This is a genomic window from Stenotrophomonas terrae, from assembly GCF_001431465.1.
GTDB lineage: Bacteria > Pseudomonadota > Gammaproteobacteria > Xanthomonadales > Xanthomonadaceae > Stenotrophomonas > Stenotrophomonas terrae.
In genome coordinates, this window is the sequence record NZ_LDJJ01000006.1 from 97,050 (window position 1) to 114,555 (window position 17,506).

General features: G+C 64.6%; 14 protein-coding genes. 8 read left to right on the forward strand and 6 right to left on the reverse strand.

Annotation, left to right across the window (positions count from 1 at the left end; all coding sequences use genetic code 11):
- Window positions 1-61 precede the first annotated feature (61 nt).
- On the reverse strand, window positions 62-3,424 hold the full coding sequence (locus tag ABB27_RS02220) for a TIM-barrel domain-containing protein (RefSeq protein ID WP_057626594.1): 3,363 nt from the start codon (window positions 3,422-3,424) through the stop codon (window positions 62-64).
- Between the two features lie 315 nt (window positions 3,425-3,739).
- Between ABB27_RS02220 and ABB27_RS02225 the strand changes: the two genes are divergently transcribed.
- The 6 genes from ABB27_RS02225 to ABB27_RS02250 all read left to right on the forward strand — a co-directional run bounded on the left by ABB27_RS02225 (window position 3,740) and on the right by ABB27_RS02250 (window position 11,026).
- Window positions 3,740-4,894, forward strand: coding sequence for an SIS domain-containing protein (locus ABB27_RS02225; protein ID WP_057626595.1), 1,155 nt, complete (start codon window positions 3,740-3,742; stop codon window positions 4,892-4,894).
- Window positions 4,887-5,837, forward strand: a complete 951-nt coding sequence (locus ABB27_RS02230; RefSeq protein WP_057626596.1) for an ROK family protein — start codon at window positions 4,887-4,889, stop codon at window positions 5,835-5,837. Before ABB27_RS02225 ends, ABB27_RS02230 begins: the two co-directional genes overlap by 8 nt.
- A gap of 2 nt (window positions 5,838-5,839) precedes the next feature.
- Window positions 5,840-7,174, forward strand: coding sequence for a D-tagatose-bisphosphate aldolase, class II, non-catalytic subunit (locus tag ABB27_RS02235; protein WP_057626597.1), 1,335 nt, complete (start codon window positions 5,840-5,842; stop codon window positions 7,172-7,174).
- A gap of 26 nt (window positions 7,175-7,200) precedes the next feature.
- Window positions 7,201-7,983 carry a DeoR family transcriptional regulator gene (locus tag ABB27_RS02240; protein ID WP_083491097.1) on the forward strand — a complete coding sequence of 261 codons (783 nt, stop codon included), beginning with the start codon at window positions 7,201-7,203 and terminating at the stop codon, window positions 7,981-7,983.
- Window positions 7,980-9,092 carry an N-acetylglucosamine-6-phosphate deacetylase gene (gene nagA, locus ABB27_RS02245; RefSeq protein WP_057626599.1) on the forward strand — a complete coding sequence of 371 codons (1,113 nt, stop codon included), beginning with the start codon at window positions 7,980-7,982 and terminating at the stop codon, window positions 9,090-9,092. The genes ABB27_RS02240 and nagA overlap by 4 nt, the downstream gene beginning before the upstream one ends.
- Before the next feature lie 134 nt (window positions 9,093-9,226).
- Window positions 9,227-11,026, forward strand: coding sequence for an MFS transporter (locus ABB27_RS02250; RefSeq protein WP_057626600.1), 1,800 nt, complete (start codon window positions 9,227-9,229; stop codon window positions 11,024-11,026).
- Window positions 11,027-11,548: 522 nt separating this feature from the next.
- On the opposite strand, the gene rplS is transcribed toward ABB27_RS02250, so the two are convergent.
- From rplS to rpsP, 4 genes are all read right to left on the reverse strand, one after another.
- Window positions 11,549-11,959 (reverse strand): 50S ribosomal protein L19, encoded by a 411-nt coding sequence (gene rplS / locus ABB27_RS02255; RefSeq protein WP_057626601.1) that lies wholly within the window; start codon window positions 11,957-11,959, stop codon window positions 11,549-11,551.
- Between the two features lie 134 nt (window positions 11,960-12,093).
- Window positions 12,094-12,873, reverse strand: coding sequence for a tRNA (guanosine(37)-N1)-methyltransferase TrmD (trmD, locus tag ABB27_RS02260; protein WP_057626602.1), 780 nt, complete (start codon window positions 12,871-12,873; stop codon window positions 12,094-12,096).
- 5 nt (window positions 12,874-12,878) lie between these two features.
- The gene (gene rimM, locus ABB27_RS02265) at window positions 12,879-13,394 is read right to left on the reverse strand and encodes a ribosome maturation factor RimM (protein ID WP_057626603.1); all 516 of its coding nucleotides are present in this window, start codon (window positions 13,392-13,394) and stop codon (window positions 12,879-12,881) included.
- 38 nt (window positions 13,395-13,432) lie between these two features.
- A complete protein-coding gene (gene rpsP / locus ABB27_RS02270) occupies window positions 13,433-13,693 on the reverse strand; it encodes a 30S ribosomal protein S16 (RefSeq protein WP_054664242.1) in 261 nt (86 codons plus the stop codon).
- A gap of 243 nt (window positions 13,694-13,936) precedes the next feature.
- Here rpsP and ABB27_RS02275 point away from each other — a divergent pair, with 243 nt between their 5' ends.
- Complete coding sequence (locus ABB27_RS02275) at window positions 13,937-14,149, forward strand: ParD-like family protein (protein WP_057626604.1); 213 nt, start codon at window positions 13,937-13,939, stop codon at window positions 14,147-14,149.
- Window positions 14,146-14,937 (forward strand): type I methionyl aminopeptidase, encoded by a 792-nt coding sequence (gene map, locus ABB27_RS02280; protein WP_057626605.1) that lies wholly within the window; start codon window positions 14,146-14,148, stop codon window positions 14,935-14,937. Before ABB27_RS02275 ends, map begins: the two co-directional genes overlap by 4 nt.
- Window positions 14,938-15,278: 341 nt before the next feature.
- On the opposite strand, the gene ABB27_RS02285 is transcribed toward map, so the two are convergent.
- Window positions 15,279-17,372, reverse strand: coding sequence for a M13 family metallopeptidase (locus tag ABB27_RS02285; RefSeq protein ID WP_057626606.1), 2,094 nt, complete (start codon window positions 17,370-17,372; stop codon window positions 15,279-15,281).
- Window positions 17,373-17,506 lie beyond the last annotated feature (134 nt).

Here is a 17,506-nt window from a genome sequence, read left to right on the forward strand (position 1 = left end):
CATGCCACGGTTCTGGGACCGTAGCCTGGGTAATCCGGTGGGGAGCGGTGTTACGGGTGGGTCATGGCGCGAGGATGTCGGCGGAATCGCCCTCCTCGCCGATCAGTACGGCATTGGCCCAGTTGGCGCAGACCTGGGACGGCTGGCTGCCCTGCGCGCCCAAGGTGCGCAGGCTGAGTTTGGACAGACCGCGGATGTCGAGCTCGGGCTTGACCACACCCGGTGCTTTCACAAAGCCGCTGTCATAGAGCAGGCGGTCATCGCCCCAGACCTGGAACTGCAGGCCACCGGCCTGACGGCATTGGTCATCGACACCCAGATCGGCGCGCAGCGTCTTCCACTGGCCCTTCAAGTTCATGTCGATGCGGCTCTGCGCACCGACGCCGAGACCGCGGCGGAACTGCAAGCCGTTCATGCGCATTGGCACTTCAGCGGCGAACGAACGGTCGGCATGCACCTGGGCGGCCAACACGGCCGGCAGCGGCAGCTGGGAGAGGTATAGCTGCCGCGCCGGCCGCTCGGCCGTTTGCTGCTCGAGGATATGGAAGGTGGACAGTGCAATCGGGCCAACATCGCGCGGCTGCAGTGCATCCACTGCACGTGCGCTGTTGCTCTGCGCTGCGGTCACCATCGGATCAGCACCACTTGCGCCATCGCCCTCCGGGCTCTGCACGCTGAGCACGCGGAAGCGCAGCAGGCGACCGGCGTGGGCCGGGAAGTCGATGCGCTGCAGTTCCTGCTTCAGCTGCAGGTGACCGCTGGCAATCGGCTTGCCCCACTCACCATTGCTGTCGGCCATGTAGATTTCATAGTCACGCACCTGGCCATGCTTCCAATGCTGGTCGTTGCGCGGCGCCAGCTCGATGCCGTCGATCAGCTTGCGCTCGCCAAAGCCCACCACCCATTCGTGGGCACCGGTGCGGATGGCCTGGTTGCGTACGCTGCGGAACCAAGTCGCCGGATCGTCGTCGAATGCGTTTTCCAGCGGATGGCCGGGCTCTTCGGCCGGGCGGTTGACCACCAGCAGGCTGTCGGAGGGCAGCGCGCGGCCCAGCTCTGGCGCGTTCGGGAAGGCATCGTCGGCCAGCGCGGCGGCTACCGGGAAATCCAATTGCAGTTTCAGTGGCGCACGGATGTCCTGGCTGACAGTACGCACATGCAAGGTGCCTTTGCGCTCACCAGCATCGAAGTACCAACCTTCTGCTGCGGCCTGCAGCGCAGCGGCATCAGCCAGCTGCGGCAGCGCGCGACCATCCTGCTGCACCGCCTTGGGCGCGCTGCGGTTGAGCACGCGCAGACCATAGCGGCGCTGCGCCAGCTGGCCCTGGTACTCGCCCTGCACCGGCGCGATCTCGACCTGCACCGGGCCACTGCCCTGCGCCGGTGCCTGCACGCGGATCTGCTGCGTGCTGGATTCGCCCTTCTGGTAACGGCGGGTGCTGCCATCGTCTTCGTACAGCGTGTAGCTGGACTCGCCCTGCGGATACAGATCGAAGCTCACTTCATCCAACGGCTTTTCGCCGTCGAACAGCATCTCCGGATACATCGGCAGGATCGCACCGGCACGCACGAATACCGGCAGCGTCGCCAGCTCGACCGGGCGATCCAGCTGCCGGCCTGCGGCACCAGCCTGCAGATGGCGGCCATCCCAATAGTCGTACCAACCGCCGGCAGGCAGATGGATGTCGCGGCGCCAGCCACGGCTTGCCGCCTGGCTGCGGTAGACCGGCGCAACCAGCAGATCGCGGCCGAGCAGGAACTGGTATTTGTAGGTTTCATCCTGCGCATGCGGGTCCTGCGGGTTGTCCCACATCAGCCCGCGTACCGGCGGTGCACCACTCTGTGCGGCCTCGTGCACCAGCCCGTACATATACGGGGTCAGGCGCATTTTCAGCTTGAGGTAATCGCGGTTGATCGAGCGATAGGGTTCGTCGAACCACCACGGGTGCTTGCGCGCGTTCGACGACCAGCCGGACATGCCCATCAGCACCGGCGTGAAGGTCTTCCACTGCAGGTCGCGGGTGAAGGTTTCAGCGCTGCCACCGAAGATCGCATCGACATCGCCGCTGGCGTAGGCCATGCCGGACAAACCGGAACCCACCAGGGTCGGTACGTGCCAGCGGATGTAGTCCCAGCTGCTGCTCTGGTCGCCGGTCCACGCCACCGCGTAGCGCTGGATGCCAGCCCAACCCATCACCGTCCACAGGAACGGGCGCGAGTCGGAATTGTTGAGGATGCCGTCGAAAGCCTGGCGGTTGGCATCCATCGCGAACTGATAGCCCTGGCCGGTCCAGGCCACGTCCAGCTTCTGCACGCGGCTGCCGGCCTTGCCCACTTCCCAGGCGATCTTGTCGACGCCGTTCTCGGTCCACAGACCGGTCTTGAAGCCGTACTTGGCCAGCCCCTGCGCGGTTTCCGGCAACTGCTTGTAGCCGCAGCCGTAACCATCATTCGGCAGGATCCAGCCACCGGGCATATCGTATTCGCGGTATTTGGCGGCAACGCTGTTGACCACATCGATGGTGGTGCCGGTGGGGCCATCGCTCCAGCCTTCGGGCACGCTGCCGGGCTTCTTGATGTTGTCGCCGTCGTTGTAGCAATCGGCATCGCCATAGGACAGCGCCCAGCGCGCGACCATGTTCGGCCGCCCGGTCAACTGCGTATAGCGCTCCAGCAGCCGCTGCAGATCATTGCCTACGAAGTAATACGCGTCGAAGCGGTCTTCGCGGTGCAGCAGCGTGGCCTGGTCGGGCTGGCGCAGGTCGTAGCTGCCGTCGCTCCAGGTATTGCGCAACATGCCCCAGCCGCGCGAACTGAGCAGCATCGGTGCCGGGCTCGGGCGGTCACCCTCTTCCCAGCCACCGGAATAGGAAACTTCCAGCTCGCGGCCCTTGAACTGGAAACGGCCGTTCTGCTGGCCGCCACCGTAGAACGCCTCATCGGCCTGCGAGGACAGCACCTGCACGGTTTGTTCGGCAGCCAGATCCAGCGGCTGCTGTTCCTGCCACAGCGGTACCGTCTTGCCGCCGTCCAGCCGCTCCAGGCGCAGCTGCAAGGGCTGGCGCTGCACATGCAGGACCAGCGCCGGGGTACGCACGCGGATTTCCTGCGCGTCTTCCTCCAGCTGTGCCTGCACCGGCTGTACCGGCTGCGGCAGCACGATGGGGGCCGCCTTGTCACCGGCCCCGCTCAACTTGCCGTTGCGGCCGGCCTGCACGTGCACGATGTCGTTGGCCAACACCTCGATGCGCAGGGTGCTGCCGTTGTCACTGCGCACGTCCCAGGCGCGTACGCCGTCGCGGCCATCACTGGCAGCGACCGAGCGCAGGTTGCCGATGGGCTCGGCCTGTGCGGTCACTGCCGGCAACAACAGGGCCGAAAGCAGAGCCAGCAACAGCGGCGATTGACGAACGCAGTGTTCCACCTTGCCTCCAACCCGTTCAACGGGCGTTTCGAAACCGAGTGCGCCGACTCTAGGGCAGTAAATCGAAAGATGTCAACAAAATGAAAGCCAAAAGTAAGTAAGATTTCTTACAAACGAAAGATGGTGCGGAGCAACACCTTTCATATCACCCAGCTGACTGTATTCATTGCTGCGAAAGCGTTTCGCGAGAAACCTTTCGCTTGGGACGGTTCTCAGGCAGGCAAAGCCGCTGAATTATTTTCTTTCGTTTTACTTTCGCTATTTGACATTTCGAAAGAAAAGAAAGATCGTGCGCTGGCCAATCAGGAATCACACATGGATGCCACCCTGCTTCACGATCTGACCGCCTGGCAGCGCCTGGGCGGAGCCGATACCGCTACCGAAATCGCCCAGCAGCCTGCGCTGTGGGAAACCCTTGCCGCCGATCTGCAACAGGCCAGCACGCGCCTGCAGGCCTTCCTCGGCCAGCGCCTGTCCGACCCACGCCAACGGGTGATCTTCACCGGTGCCGGCAGCTCGGGTTTCATCGCCGAGATGGTGGCCGACAGCATCAACGCGCAGTGGCCGGCCGAAGTGCGCGCCGTGCACACCACCAGCCTGCTCACCCACCCAGGGCTGTATCTGCAGCGTGACCGCCCGACCCTGCTGGTGTCGTTCGGCCGCAGCGGCTCCAGCCCGGAAAGCGTTGCCGCCGTCGACCGCGTCCGCGCCGACGTCGACGATGCCCGCTTCCTCGACATCACCTGCAATGCCGACGGCGAACTGGCCCGCCGTGGCGCCGGCCGCGACGACACCTGCACGTTGCTGATGCCGGCCGCCAGCTGTGACCGCGCCTTCGCCATGACCAGCAGCCTGAGCTGCATGCTGCTGACCGCACTGACCGTATTCGACAGCGCGCCCTGGGCCGAACGCGTACAGCGCCTGCAGCAGCTTGCCGCACTCGCGCGCCAGGGCCTGGGCAACTGGGATGCAGCGGTCGCCGCTCTCGCTGCGCAGCCGTACAACCGCGTTATCTACCTGGCCAGTGGTCCGCTGGAAGCGCTGGCCCGCGAGGCTGCGCTGAAGGTATTGGAACTCACTGCCGGCCGCGTGCTGGCACTGGCCAATACGCCGCTGGGTTTCCGCCACGGCCCCAAGTCCACGCTCAATGATGAAACCCTGGTCGTCGTGCTGCGCAGCGCCGAGCCGCTGTCGCGTCGCTACGAGCAGGACCTGCTGGAAGAACTGCGCGGTGATGGCGTTGCCGGCAAGGTATTGTCGATCGGCCCGCATTCTGACCTGGGCATCCATGACGACTACACCATGTCCGTGCCTGCCCTGCCCGACAGCTGGCTGGCACCGGTGTGGCTGCCGTTCGCCCAGCTGTACGCACTGCAGCGCTCGGCCGCACTCGGCCTGACGCCGGACAATCCGTTCCCGGACGGAACCGTCAACCGCGTCGTCAAGGGCGTCACCATCCACCATGGCTGATACCCGCGCCCCAGCCTGTTACGGCATCGACATCGGCGGTACCAAGATAGAACTGGTGGCCTGCGATGCCGCCTTGCAGGTTGTGTGGCGCAGACGCATCGCCACGCCGCAGGGGGACTACAACGGCTTCCTGCAGGCAGTGGAAATGCTGGTGGCCGAAGCCGACGCCGAACTCGGCCAACGCGCCGACGCCATCGGCATCGCCCTGCCAGGCGTGCGCGAACGGCGCAGTGGCCGCCAGCTCAGCGCCAACGTCCAGGCACTCACCGGTCAATGTGTCAGCGCCGACCTGCAGGCGCGCCTGCAACGGCCACTGCACTTCGGCAACGACCTGCAGTGCTTTGCCTTGTCGGAGGCACACGGCGGTGCGGCTGACGGTTACGCCAGCATGTTTGGCGCCATTCTCGGCACCGGTGCGGGCGGCGGTTACTGCCTGCACGGCAAGCTGGTCGGCGGTTTCAACGGCCTGGCCGGCGAATGGGGCCACTGGAGCGTGCCGGCCGATCTGCTGCAACGCCATGGCCTGCCGCTACTGGAATGCGGCTGCGGCCTGCGCGGCTGCGTGGAGCGCTATGTCTCCGGCAGCGGCGTGGCAATGATCGAACGCCACCTGGGCGGCACCGCCGCCAACGCCAGCCAGGTCATCGCCCTGGCTGAAGCCGGCGATGCCCGCGCCATGCAGGCGCTGGACATCCACCGCGACCTGCTGGGCCACAGCTTCGCCGCGCTGATTCTGGCGCTGGACCCGCACGTGATCGTGCTGGGCGGTGGCCTGTCGCAATACGCACCGCTGTACCAGCAACTCCCCGCAGCCATCGCTGCACATCTGTTCAATGGCGTGGAAGTGCCGCCGATCGTGCCACCGCGCTTCGGCGATGCCGGCGGTGCACGTGGCGCCGCCCTGCTTGCCTGCCAACCCGCTTACCTGATTCCCGGAGCCTGACCATGTCACCGCTGCAATCCCTGCTTGCCTCTCATCGCCAAGGCCACAACGTCGGCCTGTACAGCGTCTGCTGCAGCAACGAACAGGTGTTGCGCGCGGCAATGCACGTGGCCGCCCGCCACGGCACCGTGCTGCTGATCGAAGCCACCTCCAACCAGGTTGACCAGTTCGGCGGCTACACCGGCATGACCCCGCCGCAGTACCGCGCCTATGTGGAAGCACTGGCCGATGAAGAAGGCTTCCCGCATGCGCGGTTGATCCTGGGCGGGGACCACCTCGGCCCGAATGCCTGGCAGAAGCAGCCAGCCGCCGAAGCCATGGCCAACGCGCGCGTGCTGATCGACGCTTATGTCGCTGCCGGCTTCCACAAGATCCACCTGGATTGCAGCATGTCCTGCGCCGACGACCCGACACCGCTGCCCGACGCCACCGTCGCCGCCCGTTCGGCCGAGCTGGCGCGTATTGCCGAAGCCACTGCCAAGGCCATGGGCCTGCCGCCGCCGGTTTATGTGATCGGTACCGAAGTGCCGATCCCCGGTGGCGAAGCCTCGCTGGCAGGCGGCCTTGCGGTGACCACGCCAGCCGCCGCCGCGCAGACCCTGGCCATCCACCAGCAGGCGTTTGATACGCCGGATCTACGCGATGCCTGGCAGCGCGTGATTGCGATGGTGGTGCAACCGGGCGTGGACTTCGACCACAGCAGCGTGCACGAGTACGACGCCGCTGCAGCCAGTGAACTGGCTGACTTCCTGGAACAGCAGCCGCGCATCGTGTTTGAAGCGCACTCCACCGACTACCAGCGCGAATCCGGCCTGCATGCGCTGGTGCGCGATCACTTCGCCATCCTCAAGGTTGGTCCGGCGGCGACGTTCGCCTACCGCGAAGCCTTGTTCGCGCTGGCCGCGATTGAAGCCGAACTGTTGCCCGCAGCGCAGTGCTCCAAGCTGCCGCAGATACTGGAACAGGTGATGCTGGCCAAGCCGAAGAACTGGCAGGCGCATTACCACGGCGATGAAGCCACGCTGCGCCTGTTGCGCTCCTACGCCTTCAGCGACCGCTGCCGCTACTACTGGGGCGAGCCGGTACTGCTGCAGGCCGTGCAGACGCTGTTTGCCAACCTCGAACAACACGCCCCGCCGCTGGTACTGCTCAGCCAATACCTGCCGGGCCAGTATCTGGCCGTACGCGAAGGCCGGCTGGCTGCCACGCCGGCAGCGCTTGTGCAGCACCGCATCGGCCAGTGCCTGGACGAATACGCGCGCGCCTGTAGTGCCAACCAGGCAGGTACTCGCAAGCAAAGCGAAAGTTCGCATGCCGCGAACCTTGCGAACGGTTAATCTCCGCTTTCAAACGCACACGAGAGCTGACCATGCGCAATACCCGTCCCCGCCGACAACAGATCCTGCAGCGCCTGATCGACCAGGGCAGCGTGCAGGTCGCCGAACTGGTGGATCAGTTCGGCGTGTCGGCGGTGACCATCCGTACCGACCTGGGCCACTTCGAGGCGCAGGGTCTGGCGACGCGCACCCACGGTGGCGCCACGCTGGTACGCATGCCGCCGCAGGAGCAGGACATCCACGAGAAAGATGCGCTGAACCTGTCACTGAAGGAATCCATCGGCATGCGCGCCGCGCAGCTGGTGCAACCCGGCGACAACATCATCATCGACTCCGGCTCCACCACCATGACCCTGGCCCGGCACCTGCGCGATCACCGCGATGTCACGGTGATGACCAATGGTTTGAACATCGCCTGGGAGCTAGCCAATGCGCCGGCCGTCAATGTGCTGCTGACCGGCGGCCTGCTGCGCAAGCAGTCACTGTCGCTGCAGGGCAGCCAGGCCGAAGCCAGCCTCACCTCGTACAGCTTCGACACCTTGTTCCTTGGCGTCGATGGCCTGGACCTGCAGTTCGGCCTGACCACCCATGACGAAGCCGAAGCCCGCCTCAACCACCGCATGGTGGAGCGCGCGCGCCGCATCGTGGTGCTGACCGACGCCTCCAAATTCGGCCGCGTCAGCCTGCACCGCATCGCCCGCCTCGACCAGATCCACGCCATCATCACCGACCCCGGCATCGACGAGGCAACCCGCGAAGGGCTGCAGCGGCAGGGCATCGAAGTGATCACCGCCGAGCCACCGCTATGACCGATACCCGCAGCCTGTACGGCCGCATTCTCACCCCGCTGGGCTGGCGCCGCGGCCACGTCCATTTCGACCAGCAGCTGCGCACGCTGGAGGTGGACGATCACGCCGGTGATGGCGGCGAGCTACCGATCATCCTGCCCGGCTTCATCGACCTGCACGTGCATGGCGCTGCCGGCGTGGACCTGATGCAGGGCGGCGATGTCGCCCGTCGCATCGCCCACACCCACGCCCGCTATGGCACCACCACCCTGCTCGGCACCACCATGACCGCCGAGTACGGCGAGATCGAAAACGCCCTGCGCGGTGTGGCGCAGGTGATGGCAACGCCGGATGCAGATGCCGCGCAGATCATCGGCGTGCACCTGGAAGGCCCTTTCATCAGCCCGCAGCGGCTGGGCGCGCAACCTCCGCGCACGCTCGAAGCCACGCTGGAATCGGTGCAACACCTGCACGCACTGGCACCGATCAAGGTACTCACCATCGCACCGGAGATTGGCCAGCACACCGCCTTGATCCCGGCCTTGGCGGCGATGGGCATCCGCGTGCAGATCGGCCACAGCGCCGGTACTTATGAAGATGCAGTGGCCGCACTGCAGGCCGGTGCCAGCGGCTTCACCCATCTGTTCAACGGCATGACCGGTGTTGATCACTACAAGCCCGGTATCGCTGCCGCGGCCTTGGCGCATGCCGAGTACGCCGAACTGATTCCCGATCTGCAGCACGTGCACCGTGGCGCCATCCGCATGGCCGTGCGCGCGATCCCGCGCCTGTATGCGGTCACCGACGCCACCGCCGCCACCGGCATGCCCGATGGTGAGTACGCCTTGGGCGAACAGCGCGTGCACAAATGCATGGGCTGCGTGCGGCTTTCGACCGGCTCGCTGGCCGGCAGCGCACTGACCATGGACCAGGCGCTGAGAAATCTGGTCGATGTTGGGCTGGAACTGGCCGACGCCTCGCAGCGTGTTTCCACCATCCAGGCCGATTATCTGGGCCTGGAAGACCGCGGCCGCATCGCCCCCGGCCTGCGCGCCGACATGGTGGTGCTGGACCCGCAACTGCAACTGCAACAGGTATGGATAGCCGGCCATCCGGTCGACCCGAACTGACCCGCCATATGTAGTGCTGAGCCATGCTCGGCAGCTCTCCCTTCAGGCGTCCACATCGCCAGAAAGCGCCGCACAAACGCGCAGCAAGCCGAGCATGGCTCGGCACTACAAAACCCCGCCCCAGGAACGCGCCGATGACTGACACCACGTTTGCAGTGCCCGCCACCGACATCGCGCCGCGTTGGCCGGTGCGCTATCTACTGTTTATCGCCGGCCTCGGTGGCCTGTTGTACGGCATTGATATCGGCATCATTGCCGGTGCCCTGCCCTACCTGGAAGCCACCGCCAGCCATGCCTGGCAACTGAGCAGCCAGCAGATGGGCTTCGTGGTGGCGGCGGTGCTGCTGGGCAGCGTGTTGTCCTCATTGTTCGCCGGCATGATCGCCGACCTGATCGGCCGGCGTGGTGCAATGCTGCTGGCCGGCGTCTTGTTCACCGCCAGCATTCCGATCATGGCGCTGGCTTCGGGCTACACGCCGCTGCTGCTGGGACGCCTGCTGCAAGGCATCAGCGGTGGTTTGATCGGCGTGGTGGTGCCGCTGTATCTGGCCGAAGTACTGGGACCAGAGCGTCGCGGCCGCGGCGCGGCGATGTTCCAGTTGTTGCTGACGGTGGGGCTGGTGCTGGCGGCTTTGATCGGCCTGTACCAGGCGCATTCGGTGGACGCGGCGACCGAGTCGGTGCGCAATCTGCCACTGGTGCAGCAGGCGCAGCATCTGTTTGCGGTCAAGGACCAAGCCTGGCGCACCATCTTCTGGACCTGCCTGCTGCCGGGCGTGGTGTTCTGCATCGGCCTGTTCTGGCTCAATGAATCACCACGCTGGCTGGTGCGCCGTGGCCGCATTGATGCCGCACGCCGCGGCCTGCAGGCCACGCTGCCGGCATCACAGGTGGAAGCCACGCTGGCGCAGATCCAGAATCCGGTGACAGCCAAGGCCGATGGCGAGCGCGACCGGCTTTTCAGCCGCCGCTACATGGTGCCGTTCGTGCTGGCCTGCCTGGTGCTGGCCTTCACCCAGGCCACCGGCATCAACTCGATCCTCGCCTACGCGGTCAACATCCTCAACCAGGCCGGCTTGCCCGGTGCCGCGGCCAATGGCGCGGATGTGGCGATCAAGCTGCTCAACGTGATCATGACCCTGGTGGCCTTGTTCCTGGTCGATCGCAAAGGCCGCAAGTTCCTGTTGATGATTGGTAGCGGCGGCATCTGTCTTGCTCTGCTGGCCGCTGCGATGCTGTTCTTCAAGGCCGAACAGGGCCGCGCTGATGTGCAGCCGGCGTTGCAGCACGCGGTGCAGGGCGATGGCCTGCAGTTGCAGCTGGATCCGGCGCAATGGCATCAGCTGGCCGGCACCCGCAATCGCGACGGGCAACCCTCGCAGCTGACCGTGTCATGGAGCTACGGCGGTTTCAGCGACGTACGTTCGCTGCGCAGTGACAACCCCAGCGACCAGCAGTTGCTGATCGAACGCGCGACCACCGTGCGCGGCGATAGTGTGATTGGCCACTTCTTCCGTGGCCTGCATTTGAATCCGTTCCCGGATCCGAGCACCGCCGCCAATGCACCGCTGCGCATCGAGCAGGCCTGGATAGGCCCGGTGCCGCCGGCGTCGCATGGCTGGGCGGTGGCAACCTGCATCCTGGTATTCGTGGCGTTCTTCGCGGTGGGCCCGGGTGTATGCGTGTGGCTGGCCTTGTCGGAGTTGATGCCAAACCGCATTCGGTCGAATGGCATGAGCATTGCGCTGCTGATCAACCAGTTTGTGTCGACCACGATCGCGGCGGTGTTCCTGCCGACGGTGGGGCATTACGGCTATGCCAGCATGTTCCTGTTCTGGGCCACCTGTACGTTCGCGTTCTTCCTGATCGCCGCGTTCTGGCTGCCGGAGACCAAGGGCAAGACGCTGGAGCAGATCGAGGCGCATTTCCGCTGAGACCTGATTTGGCGGTAGCGGCAACTGCAGCGGCAACGGCATAAGCAAGCACAGGGCAACAGCGCCCTCATCCGCCCTCCGGGCACCTTCTCCCGCAAGCGGGAGAAGGGATAGCCAGGTTTTTCTGCTGCTTGATAGTTGGCCGCGCAGAGCACAAGCCAAAGCCAAAGCACAGGCCAAGGCGCAAGCCAGAGCGAAAGGCTAGAGCACAGGCCGGAGCGCAAGCCGAAGCGCAAGCCGAAGCGCAAGCAACACCTCAGCACACAGCAATGCCAGCCTTCCCTTCTCCCGCCTGCGGGAGAAGGTGCCCGAAGGGCGGATGAGGGGGCTTCTCGCTTCTCGCTTCTCGCTTCCCGCTTCTCGCTTCTCGCTTCTCGCTTCCCGCTTCTCGCTTCTCGCTTCTCGCTTCAGCCTTTCAGACTTCCAGCGTTCCCAAGCTTCCCAGCCTCCCCAAACCCCACAAACGCAAACGGCCACCCGAAGGTGGCCGTTGCTGCAAACAGGCTGGGCCTGTTGGCGGGATTACTCGGCAGAAGCCTTGGCAGCCAGGCGGGCAGCCTTGGCCTGCTGGGCAGCAGCCAAGTCTTCCTTGATGCGGGCAGCCTTGCCTTCCAGACCACGCAGGTAGTACAGCTTACCGGCGCGAACCTTACCGCGGCGCTTCACTTCGACCGAGTCGATGATGGCGCTGTGGGTCTGGAAAACGCGCTCGACGCCGTAGCCGTGCGAGATCTTGCGCACGGTGAAAGCGGAGTTCAGGCCAGCATTCTTGGTGCCGATGACGACGCCTTCGTATGCCTGCACGCGCTCACGGTTGCCTTCCTTGACCTTCACGTTCACCACGACGGTGTCGCCCTGGCTGAACTTCGGCAGTTCGCGGGTGATCTGGGCGGATTCGAATTCCGCGACGATGGACTTGTTCAGCTTGCTCATTGGGTTACACCGATTGTTCGGGGTGGGCGTGTCGGATCGACAGCTTGGGCTCATACAGTCGCCGGATTGCGCTGCACGTTATTGTTCTGGCTCCACGTAAGGCCATTCAGCCAACGGGAACTCGCAATTCTAACCTACTGATCGCCACCGGCGCCAGTAGCTTGCTTGAACGAATCTGCAAGCGCCTGCCGGGCTTCGGCCAGCAGCTTGCGGTCAGCCTTGTTCAGGCTGGCTTCGTCCAGCAGATCGGGGCGCCGCAGGGCGGTCCGCAGCAGCGATTGCTGGCGGCGCCAGGCGGCGATGGCGGCGTGGTTGCCGGAGCGCAGCACGTCCGGCACATCGCCCAGCGCATGGCTGGCCGGATGGCTGTAATGCGGGCAATCCAGCAGACCGTCACCTTCAAAACTGTCCTGGACGGCCGATTCGGCATCGTTCAAGGCGCCTTCCTGCAGGCGGGTGACCGCATCGATGATCACCGCCGCACCCAGCTCACCGCCGGACAGCACGTAATCGCCGATGGAGATCTCCTCGTCCACCTCGCTCGCCAGGAAACGCTCGTCCACACCTTCATAGCGGCCACACAACAGGATCATCCGCGGCAGCGCAGCCAACTCGCGGACCTTGGCCTGGTCCAGCGGCCGGCCCTGCGGGCTGAGGTAGATCAGCGGCGCCGGCGCTGGGTCAGCGGCACGTGCTGCTGCCAGGGCCGCGCGCAGCGGTTCGATCAGCATCACCATACCCGGGCCGCCACCGAACGGACGGTCGTCCACCCTTCGGTAATTGCCCTGGGCATAGTCGCGCGGGTTCCAGCCATGCAGCTCCAGCAAGCCCCGCTCCTGCGCACGACCGACCACGCCAAGCGCGGCCGATTGGGCAAGGAATTCCGGGAACAGGCTGATGACATCTACACGCACGGGCTTTAGAACTCCGGATCCCAGTCAACCACGATCAGGTTGGCCTCGAAATCCACCGATTTGACGAAGTCGCCCATCACGAACGGAATCATCCGCTCACGGTCGCCGCGCGTTACCAGTACGTCGTTGGAGCCGGTGCTGAACAGGTGCGAGGCAATGCCCAGCTTGACGCCGTCCACGGTCTGCACGTCCAGGCCTTCCAGATCCACCCAGTAATACTCATCCGGGCTCGGCGGCGGCAAGGCGCTGCGCGCGATGTAGATCTCGGTCCCGATCATGGACTCGGCCACGTCGCGGTCGGTCACGCCCGGGAAGGTCGCCACCAAGGTCTTGCCCGAATCGCGCCCACGCACACCGGTCAGCTCGGACTCCTGCCCCGCGGGGGTACGCAGAATCCAAGGCTGGTATTTGAAAATGGCGGAACGTGGCTCGGTCCAGGACTCAAGCTTCAGCTCGCCGCGCACACCAAAAACGCCGGCAACCCTGCCCAGCAGGATCCGGCGCTCGATATCTTTCTTCATATAGCAGTCGGGCCGCGCTTGCGCGCGGCCCGCCAGGATCAGGCCGCAGCGGCCTGGGCCTTGGTCGCTTCCTTGTACAGGTTGCGAACCTTGTCGGTCAGCTGAGCGCCGTTGGCAACCCACTTGTCGACAGCGGCGATATCCAGCACAACGCGCTGCTCGGCACCCTGGGCAACCGGGTTGTAGTAACCGACGCGCTCGATGTTGCGGCCGTCGCGGGCGCTACGGACGTCGGTGACGATGATGTGGTAGAACGGACGCTTCTTGGCGCCGCCGCGGGTCAGTCGAATCTTGACCATGGTGGTGTTTTCCTAAGTTGCCCAGTCGCCAGGATGGCGCGGTAAGCCGGCGATTATAGCGACGGTGGCGGCCCATTCCAAGCCTGCCCCCTGCTGCAAAGCTGAATACCCTCCAAACTCCCCTGCCCTCACGGCGAGGTCAGCGCCTGCAGCGCCGTGGCCGCGCTATTCCGGCATCGGCAGGTTCAGTGCCGATATATACGATTCATATATGATCCATGCATTCTGTTGCTGGAGCGCCTCATGGGCATCGTGAACATCGACGACGAACTGCATGACAACCTGCGCAGGGCCAGTTCGGTCTCGGGGCGTTCAATCAACGCGCAGGCCGGGTTCTGGATCAAAATCGGCATGCTCTGCGAGCTCAATCCGCAGCTGAGCTTCCAGGAGTTGGTCGCCCGAGAACTTGCGGCGGCCGGGGTAAGCCCGGTAAGCATGCGGGCAGCAGAAGCATGATCAAGCAGCCACATGAATTGGCATTGATGGCCGAATCCGGCCGCCTGCTCGCTTCCGTGTTCGAAGCGCTGCTGAAGCTGCCACTGGAAGGCATGACCACCCTGCAGGTCAACGACTGGGTGGAGCGTTTCATCGTCGAGCAGTTGCAGGCGCGCCCTGCCAGCAAAGGCCAGTATGGCTTCGCCTATGTACTCAACAGCTCCATCGATACGGTTGTCTGCCACGGCGTGCCGTCATCGAAGGACATCCTGCGCGATGGCAGCATCGTCAATCTGGACATCACCCTGGAGAAGAACGGCTACATCGCCGATTCCAGCCGCATGTTCCTGATCGGCGACGTCAGCCACCCGGCGCAGCGGCTGGTACGCATCACCAACGAGGCGATGTGGAAGGGCATTGCCACGGTACGCCCCGGCGCGACCCTGGGCGACATCGGCTACGCCATCCAGCGCCACGCCAAGGCCGCCGGCTATTCGGTGGTGAAGGAGTATTGCGGCCACGGTATCGGCCGCGAAATGCATGAGGAACCGCAGGTGCTGCATTACGGCCATCGCGGCACAGGGTTGGAACTGCAGGCCGGCATGACCTTCACTATCGAACCAATGATCAACCAGGGCCGCGCGGCAATCGACAACCATGACGATGGTTGGACGGTGACCACGCGCGATGGAAAGTTGTCAGCGCAATGCGAGCACACCGTGGAAGTGACGGAGACCGGCGTACGGGTGTTGACGCTGCGCGAGGAGGAACGCGCGTTCGCGGCAAAGCTGCTTGGCCCGCTCGTGTAGGACGCACCCATGTAGGAGCGGCGTAAGCCGCGAAGCTGGCATTGCCGCAGCCCTTGGCGGATACGCCATCTGATGGCTTATCTGCTTTGCGGCATACGCCGCTCCTACAAAACTCAGCGAACCCAGCCTGGTCACAGCCATTGTGGGAGCGGCGTAAGCCGCGAAGCTGATGTTGCTGCAGCCCTTGGCGGATACGCCATCTGATGGTCTATCTGCTTCGCGGCTTACGCCGCTCCCACAAAAACCGGCCAGCCCGCGCGCCGGTGTCGGCCAGACAAAAAGAAGGCCCGGCAATGCCGGGCCTTCTTCATTCAAGCGTTACGCACGATGTAGCGCAGTGATCACCAGATCACGACACGCTTGTCGTCGGCACGCACCATCGCATCACCGGCCTTGCACTGGAACGCAGCGGCATACGATGGCATGTTCGACGGCGCGCCATTGGCGCGGAAGTTTGCCGGTGCATGCGGATCGGTGTTCAAGCGCACGCGCAGCTCGCCATCGGTGAAGTTGCGACGCCACACGGTGGCCCAGTTCATGAAGAAGCGCTGATCCTGGCTATAACCATCGACCGGCACGTTGACCTTTGCATCTTCCTTCAGCGCCATCTGCAGCGCGTCATAGGCCACGGTCAGGCCACCGAGGTCGCCGATGTTCTCGCCCAGGGTCAGCTTGCCCTTGACGTTGACGCCCGGCAGCGATTCATAGCCGTCGAACTGCGCGACCAGCTGATCGGTGCGACCGTTGAAGGCACTGCGATCGGCATCTGTCCACCAGTTGTCAAAGTTGCCGTTGGCGGCGAACTGGCTGCCCGAATCATCGTAGCCGTGCATCATCTCGTGGCCGATCACCGCGCCAATGCCACCGTAGTTCAGCGACGGATCGGCCTTGGCGTCGAAGAACGGCGGCTGCAGGATGGCGGCCGGGAACACGATTTCGTTCTTGGTCGCGTTGTAATAGGCATTCACCGTCTGCGGGGTCATGCCCCACTCGGTCTTGTCCACCGGCTTGCCGATCTTGCCCAGCATGTAGCGGTAGTTGAAAGCCTGCGCGGCCTGCACATTGCCCAGGTAGCTGTCGCTGTTGGTGGTCAGGCCCGACCAGTCACGCCACTTGTCCGGGTAGCCGATCTTCGGGGTGAAGCTGGCCCACTTCTCCAGCGCCTTCTTCTTGGTGTCCTCGCCCATCCACGGCAGGCCTTCCAGGCGCGCCTTCAGCGCGACCGAGAGGTTCTGCACCAGGTGCTCCATCGCCACCTTGGATTCGGCCGGGAACACCGCGTCCACGTACAGCTGGCCCAGCGCTTCGCCCATCGAACCATTCACCGAGTCCAGCACGCGCTTCCAGCGCGGCTGCATTTCCTGCTGGCCACGCAGGGTCTTGCTGAAGAAATCGAAGTTGGCCTGCTCGAAGTTCTTGCTCAGGTAGGGCGCGGCATTGTCCACCGTGTGGAAGCGCAGGTAGGCCTGCCAGGTGGAGGCCGGCACGTCGGCCAGCATGGTGTTCAGCTCGTTGAAGAAACCCGGCTGGGCCAGCGAGAACTTGTCCTTGGCCGGGATCTGCAGCGTATCGAACAGCGCGGTCCAGCTGAAATTCGGCGTCTGCTTGTCGGCATCGGCGGCGCTGACCGGGTTGTAGCGCTTGGCCGGGTCACGCAGTTCGATGCGCGACAACGAGGCCTTGGCCAGGCGGGTCTCGAAGTCCATCACTGCCTTGGCCTGCTCCTTGGCCTGCGCGGCGTCGACGCCGGACAGGGTCAGCAGCTGCTCGATGTAGGCCACGTAGGCGTCGCGGATCTTGGCCTGCGAGGCATCGAAGTAATAACCCTTCTCCGGCAGGCCCAGACCGCTCTGGCCAACATAGGCGATGACATTGGACGAATCCTTGAAGTCCGGGCTGGCATACAGCGAGAACAGGAAGCCATTGCCCTGTGCATAGGCGTCACGCAGGTAGCCGGTGATGGCGGCGGTGTCGCCCAGTGCGGCGATCTTGTCCAATTCCGGCTGCAGCGGCTTGATGCCGGCCGCCTCGATGGTGGCTTCGTCCGAGCCGGTCTTCCAGATATCACCGATCTTGGCTTCGTTGGAACCGGCTGCGGCCTTGCCTGCAGCAGCCTGCTGCACCAGCGCGTGCTGCACTTCCAGCGAGCGCTCACGCAGGATCTCGAAGCTGCCCCAGGTGGTCTGGTCGCCCGGTACCGGGTTGGCCTTGAGCCACTTGCTGTTGACGAAGCCGTTCAGGTCGGCACAGGCCTGGATGGCGGGATCCAGGTCGGCGGCATTGAGTGAAATCAGCTGGGTCTTGAGCTGCGACTGGTCGAACGCAGCCTTGGCTTCAGCCGCCGGGGCGGCGGGCGCCTCGGTCTTGCCACAGGCGGCCAGCGAGGCGGCGATTGCGACCGTCAGGGACAACGGGACGAGCTTGGAAAACGACATGGATATCTCCGGCCAAACAGGGAAAGGCCGCACAAGGCTGCGCGGCGCAACCTCCGAGGGTAAAGGATCGGCGCATATCGAGGGATCCGCCGAAGGTCACGCCTGGCCACGACCACGGACCGGTGATGGCAGCA

Coding starts and splice junctions, on each gene's coding strand:
- ABB27_RS02225 (WP_057626595.1), top strand. CDS start 3,740: ATGGATGCCACCCTGCTTCACGATCTGACCGCCTGGCAGCGCCTGGGC.
- ABB27_RS02230 (WP_057626596.1), top strand. CDS start 4,887: ATGGCTGATACCCGCGCCCCAGCCTGTTACGGCATCGACATCGGCGGT.
- ABB27_RS02235 (WP_057626597.1), top strand. CDS start 5,840: ATGTCACCGCTGCAATCCCTGCTTGCCTCTCATCGCCAAGGCCACAAC.
- nagA (WP_057626599.1), top strand. CDS start 7,980: ATGACCGATACCCGCAGCCTGTACGGCCGCATTCTCACCCCGCTGGGC.
- ABB27_RS02250 (WP_057626600.1), top strand. CDS start 9,227: ATGACTGACACCACGTTTGCAGTGCCCGCCACCGACATCGCGCCGCGT.
- rplS (WP_057626601.1), bottom strand. CDS start 11,959: ATGAGCAAGCTGAACAAGTCCATCGTCGCGGAATTCGAATCCGCCCAG.
- rimM (WP_057626603.1), bottom strand. CDS start 13,394: ATGAAGAAAGATATCGAGCGCCGGATCCTGCTGGGCAGGGTTGCCGGC.
- rpsP (WP_054664242.1), bottom strand. CDS start 13,693: ATGGTCAAGATTCGACTGACCCGCGGCGGCGCCAAGAAGCGTCCGTTC.
- ABB27_RS02275 (WP_057626604.1), top strand. CDS start 13,937: ATGGGCATCGTGAACATCGACGACGAACTGCATGACAACCTGCGCAGG.
- map (WP_057626605.1), top strand. CDS start 14,146: ATGATCAAGCAGCCACATGAATTGGCATTGATGGCCGAATCCGGCCGC.
- ABB27_RS02285 (WP_057626606.1), bottom strand. CDS start 17,372: ATGTCGTTTTCCAAGCTCGTCCCGTTGTCCCTGACGGTCGCAATCGCC.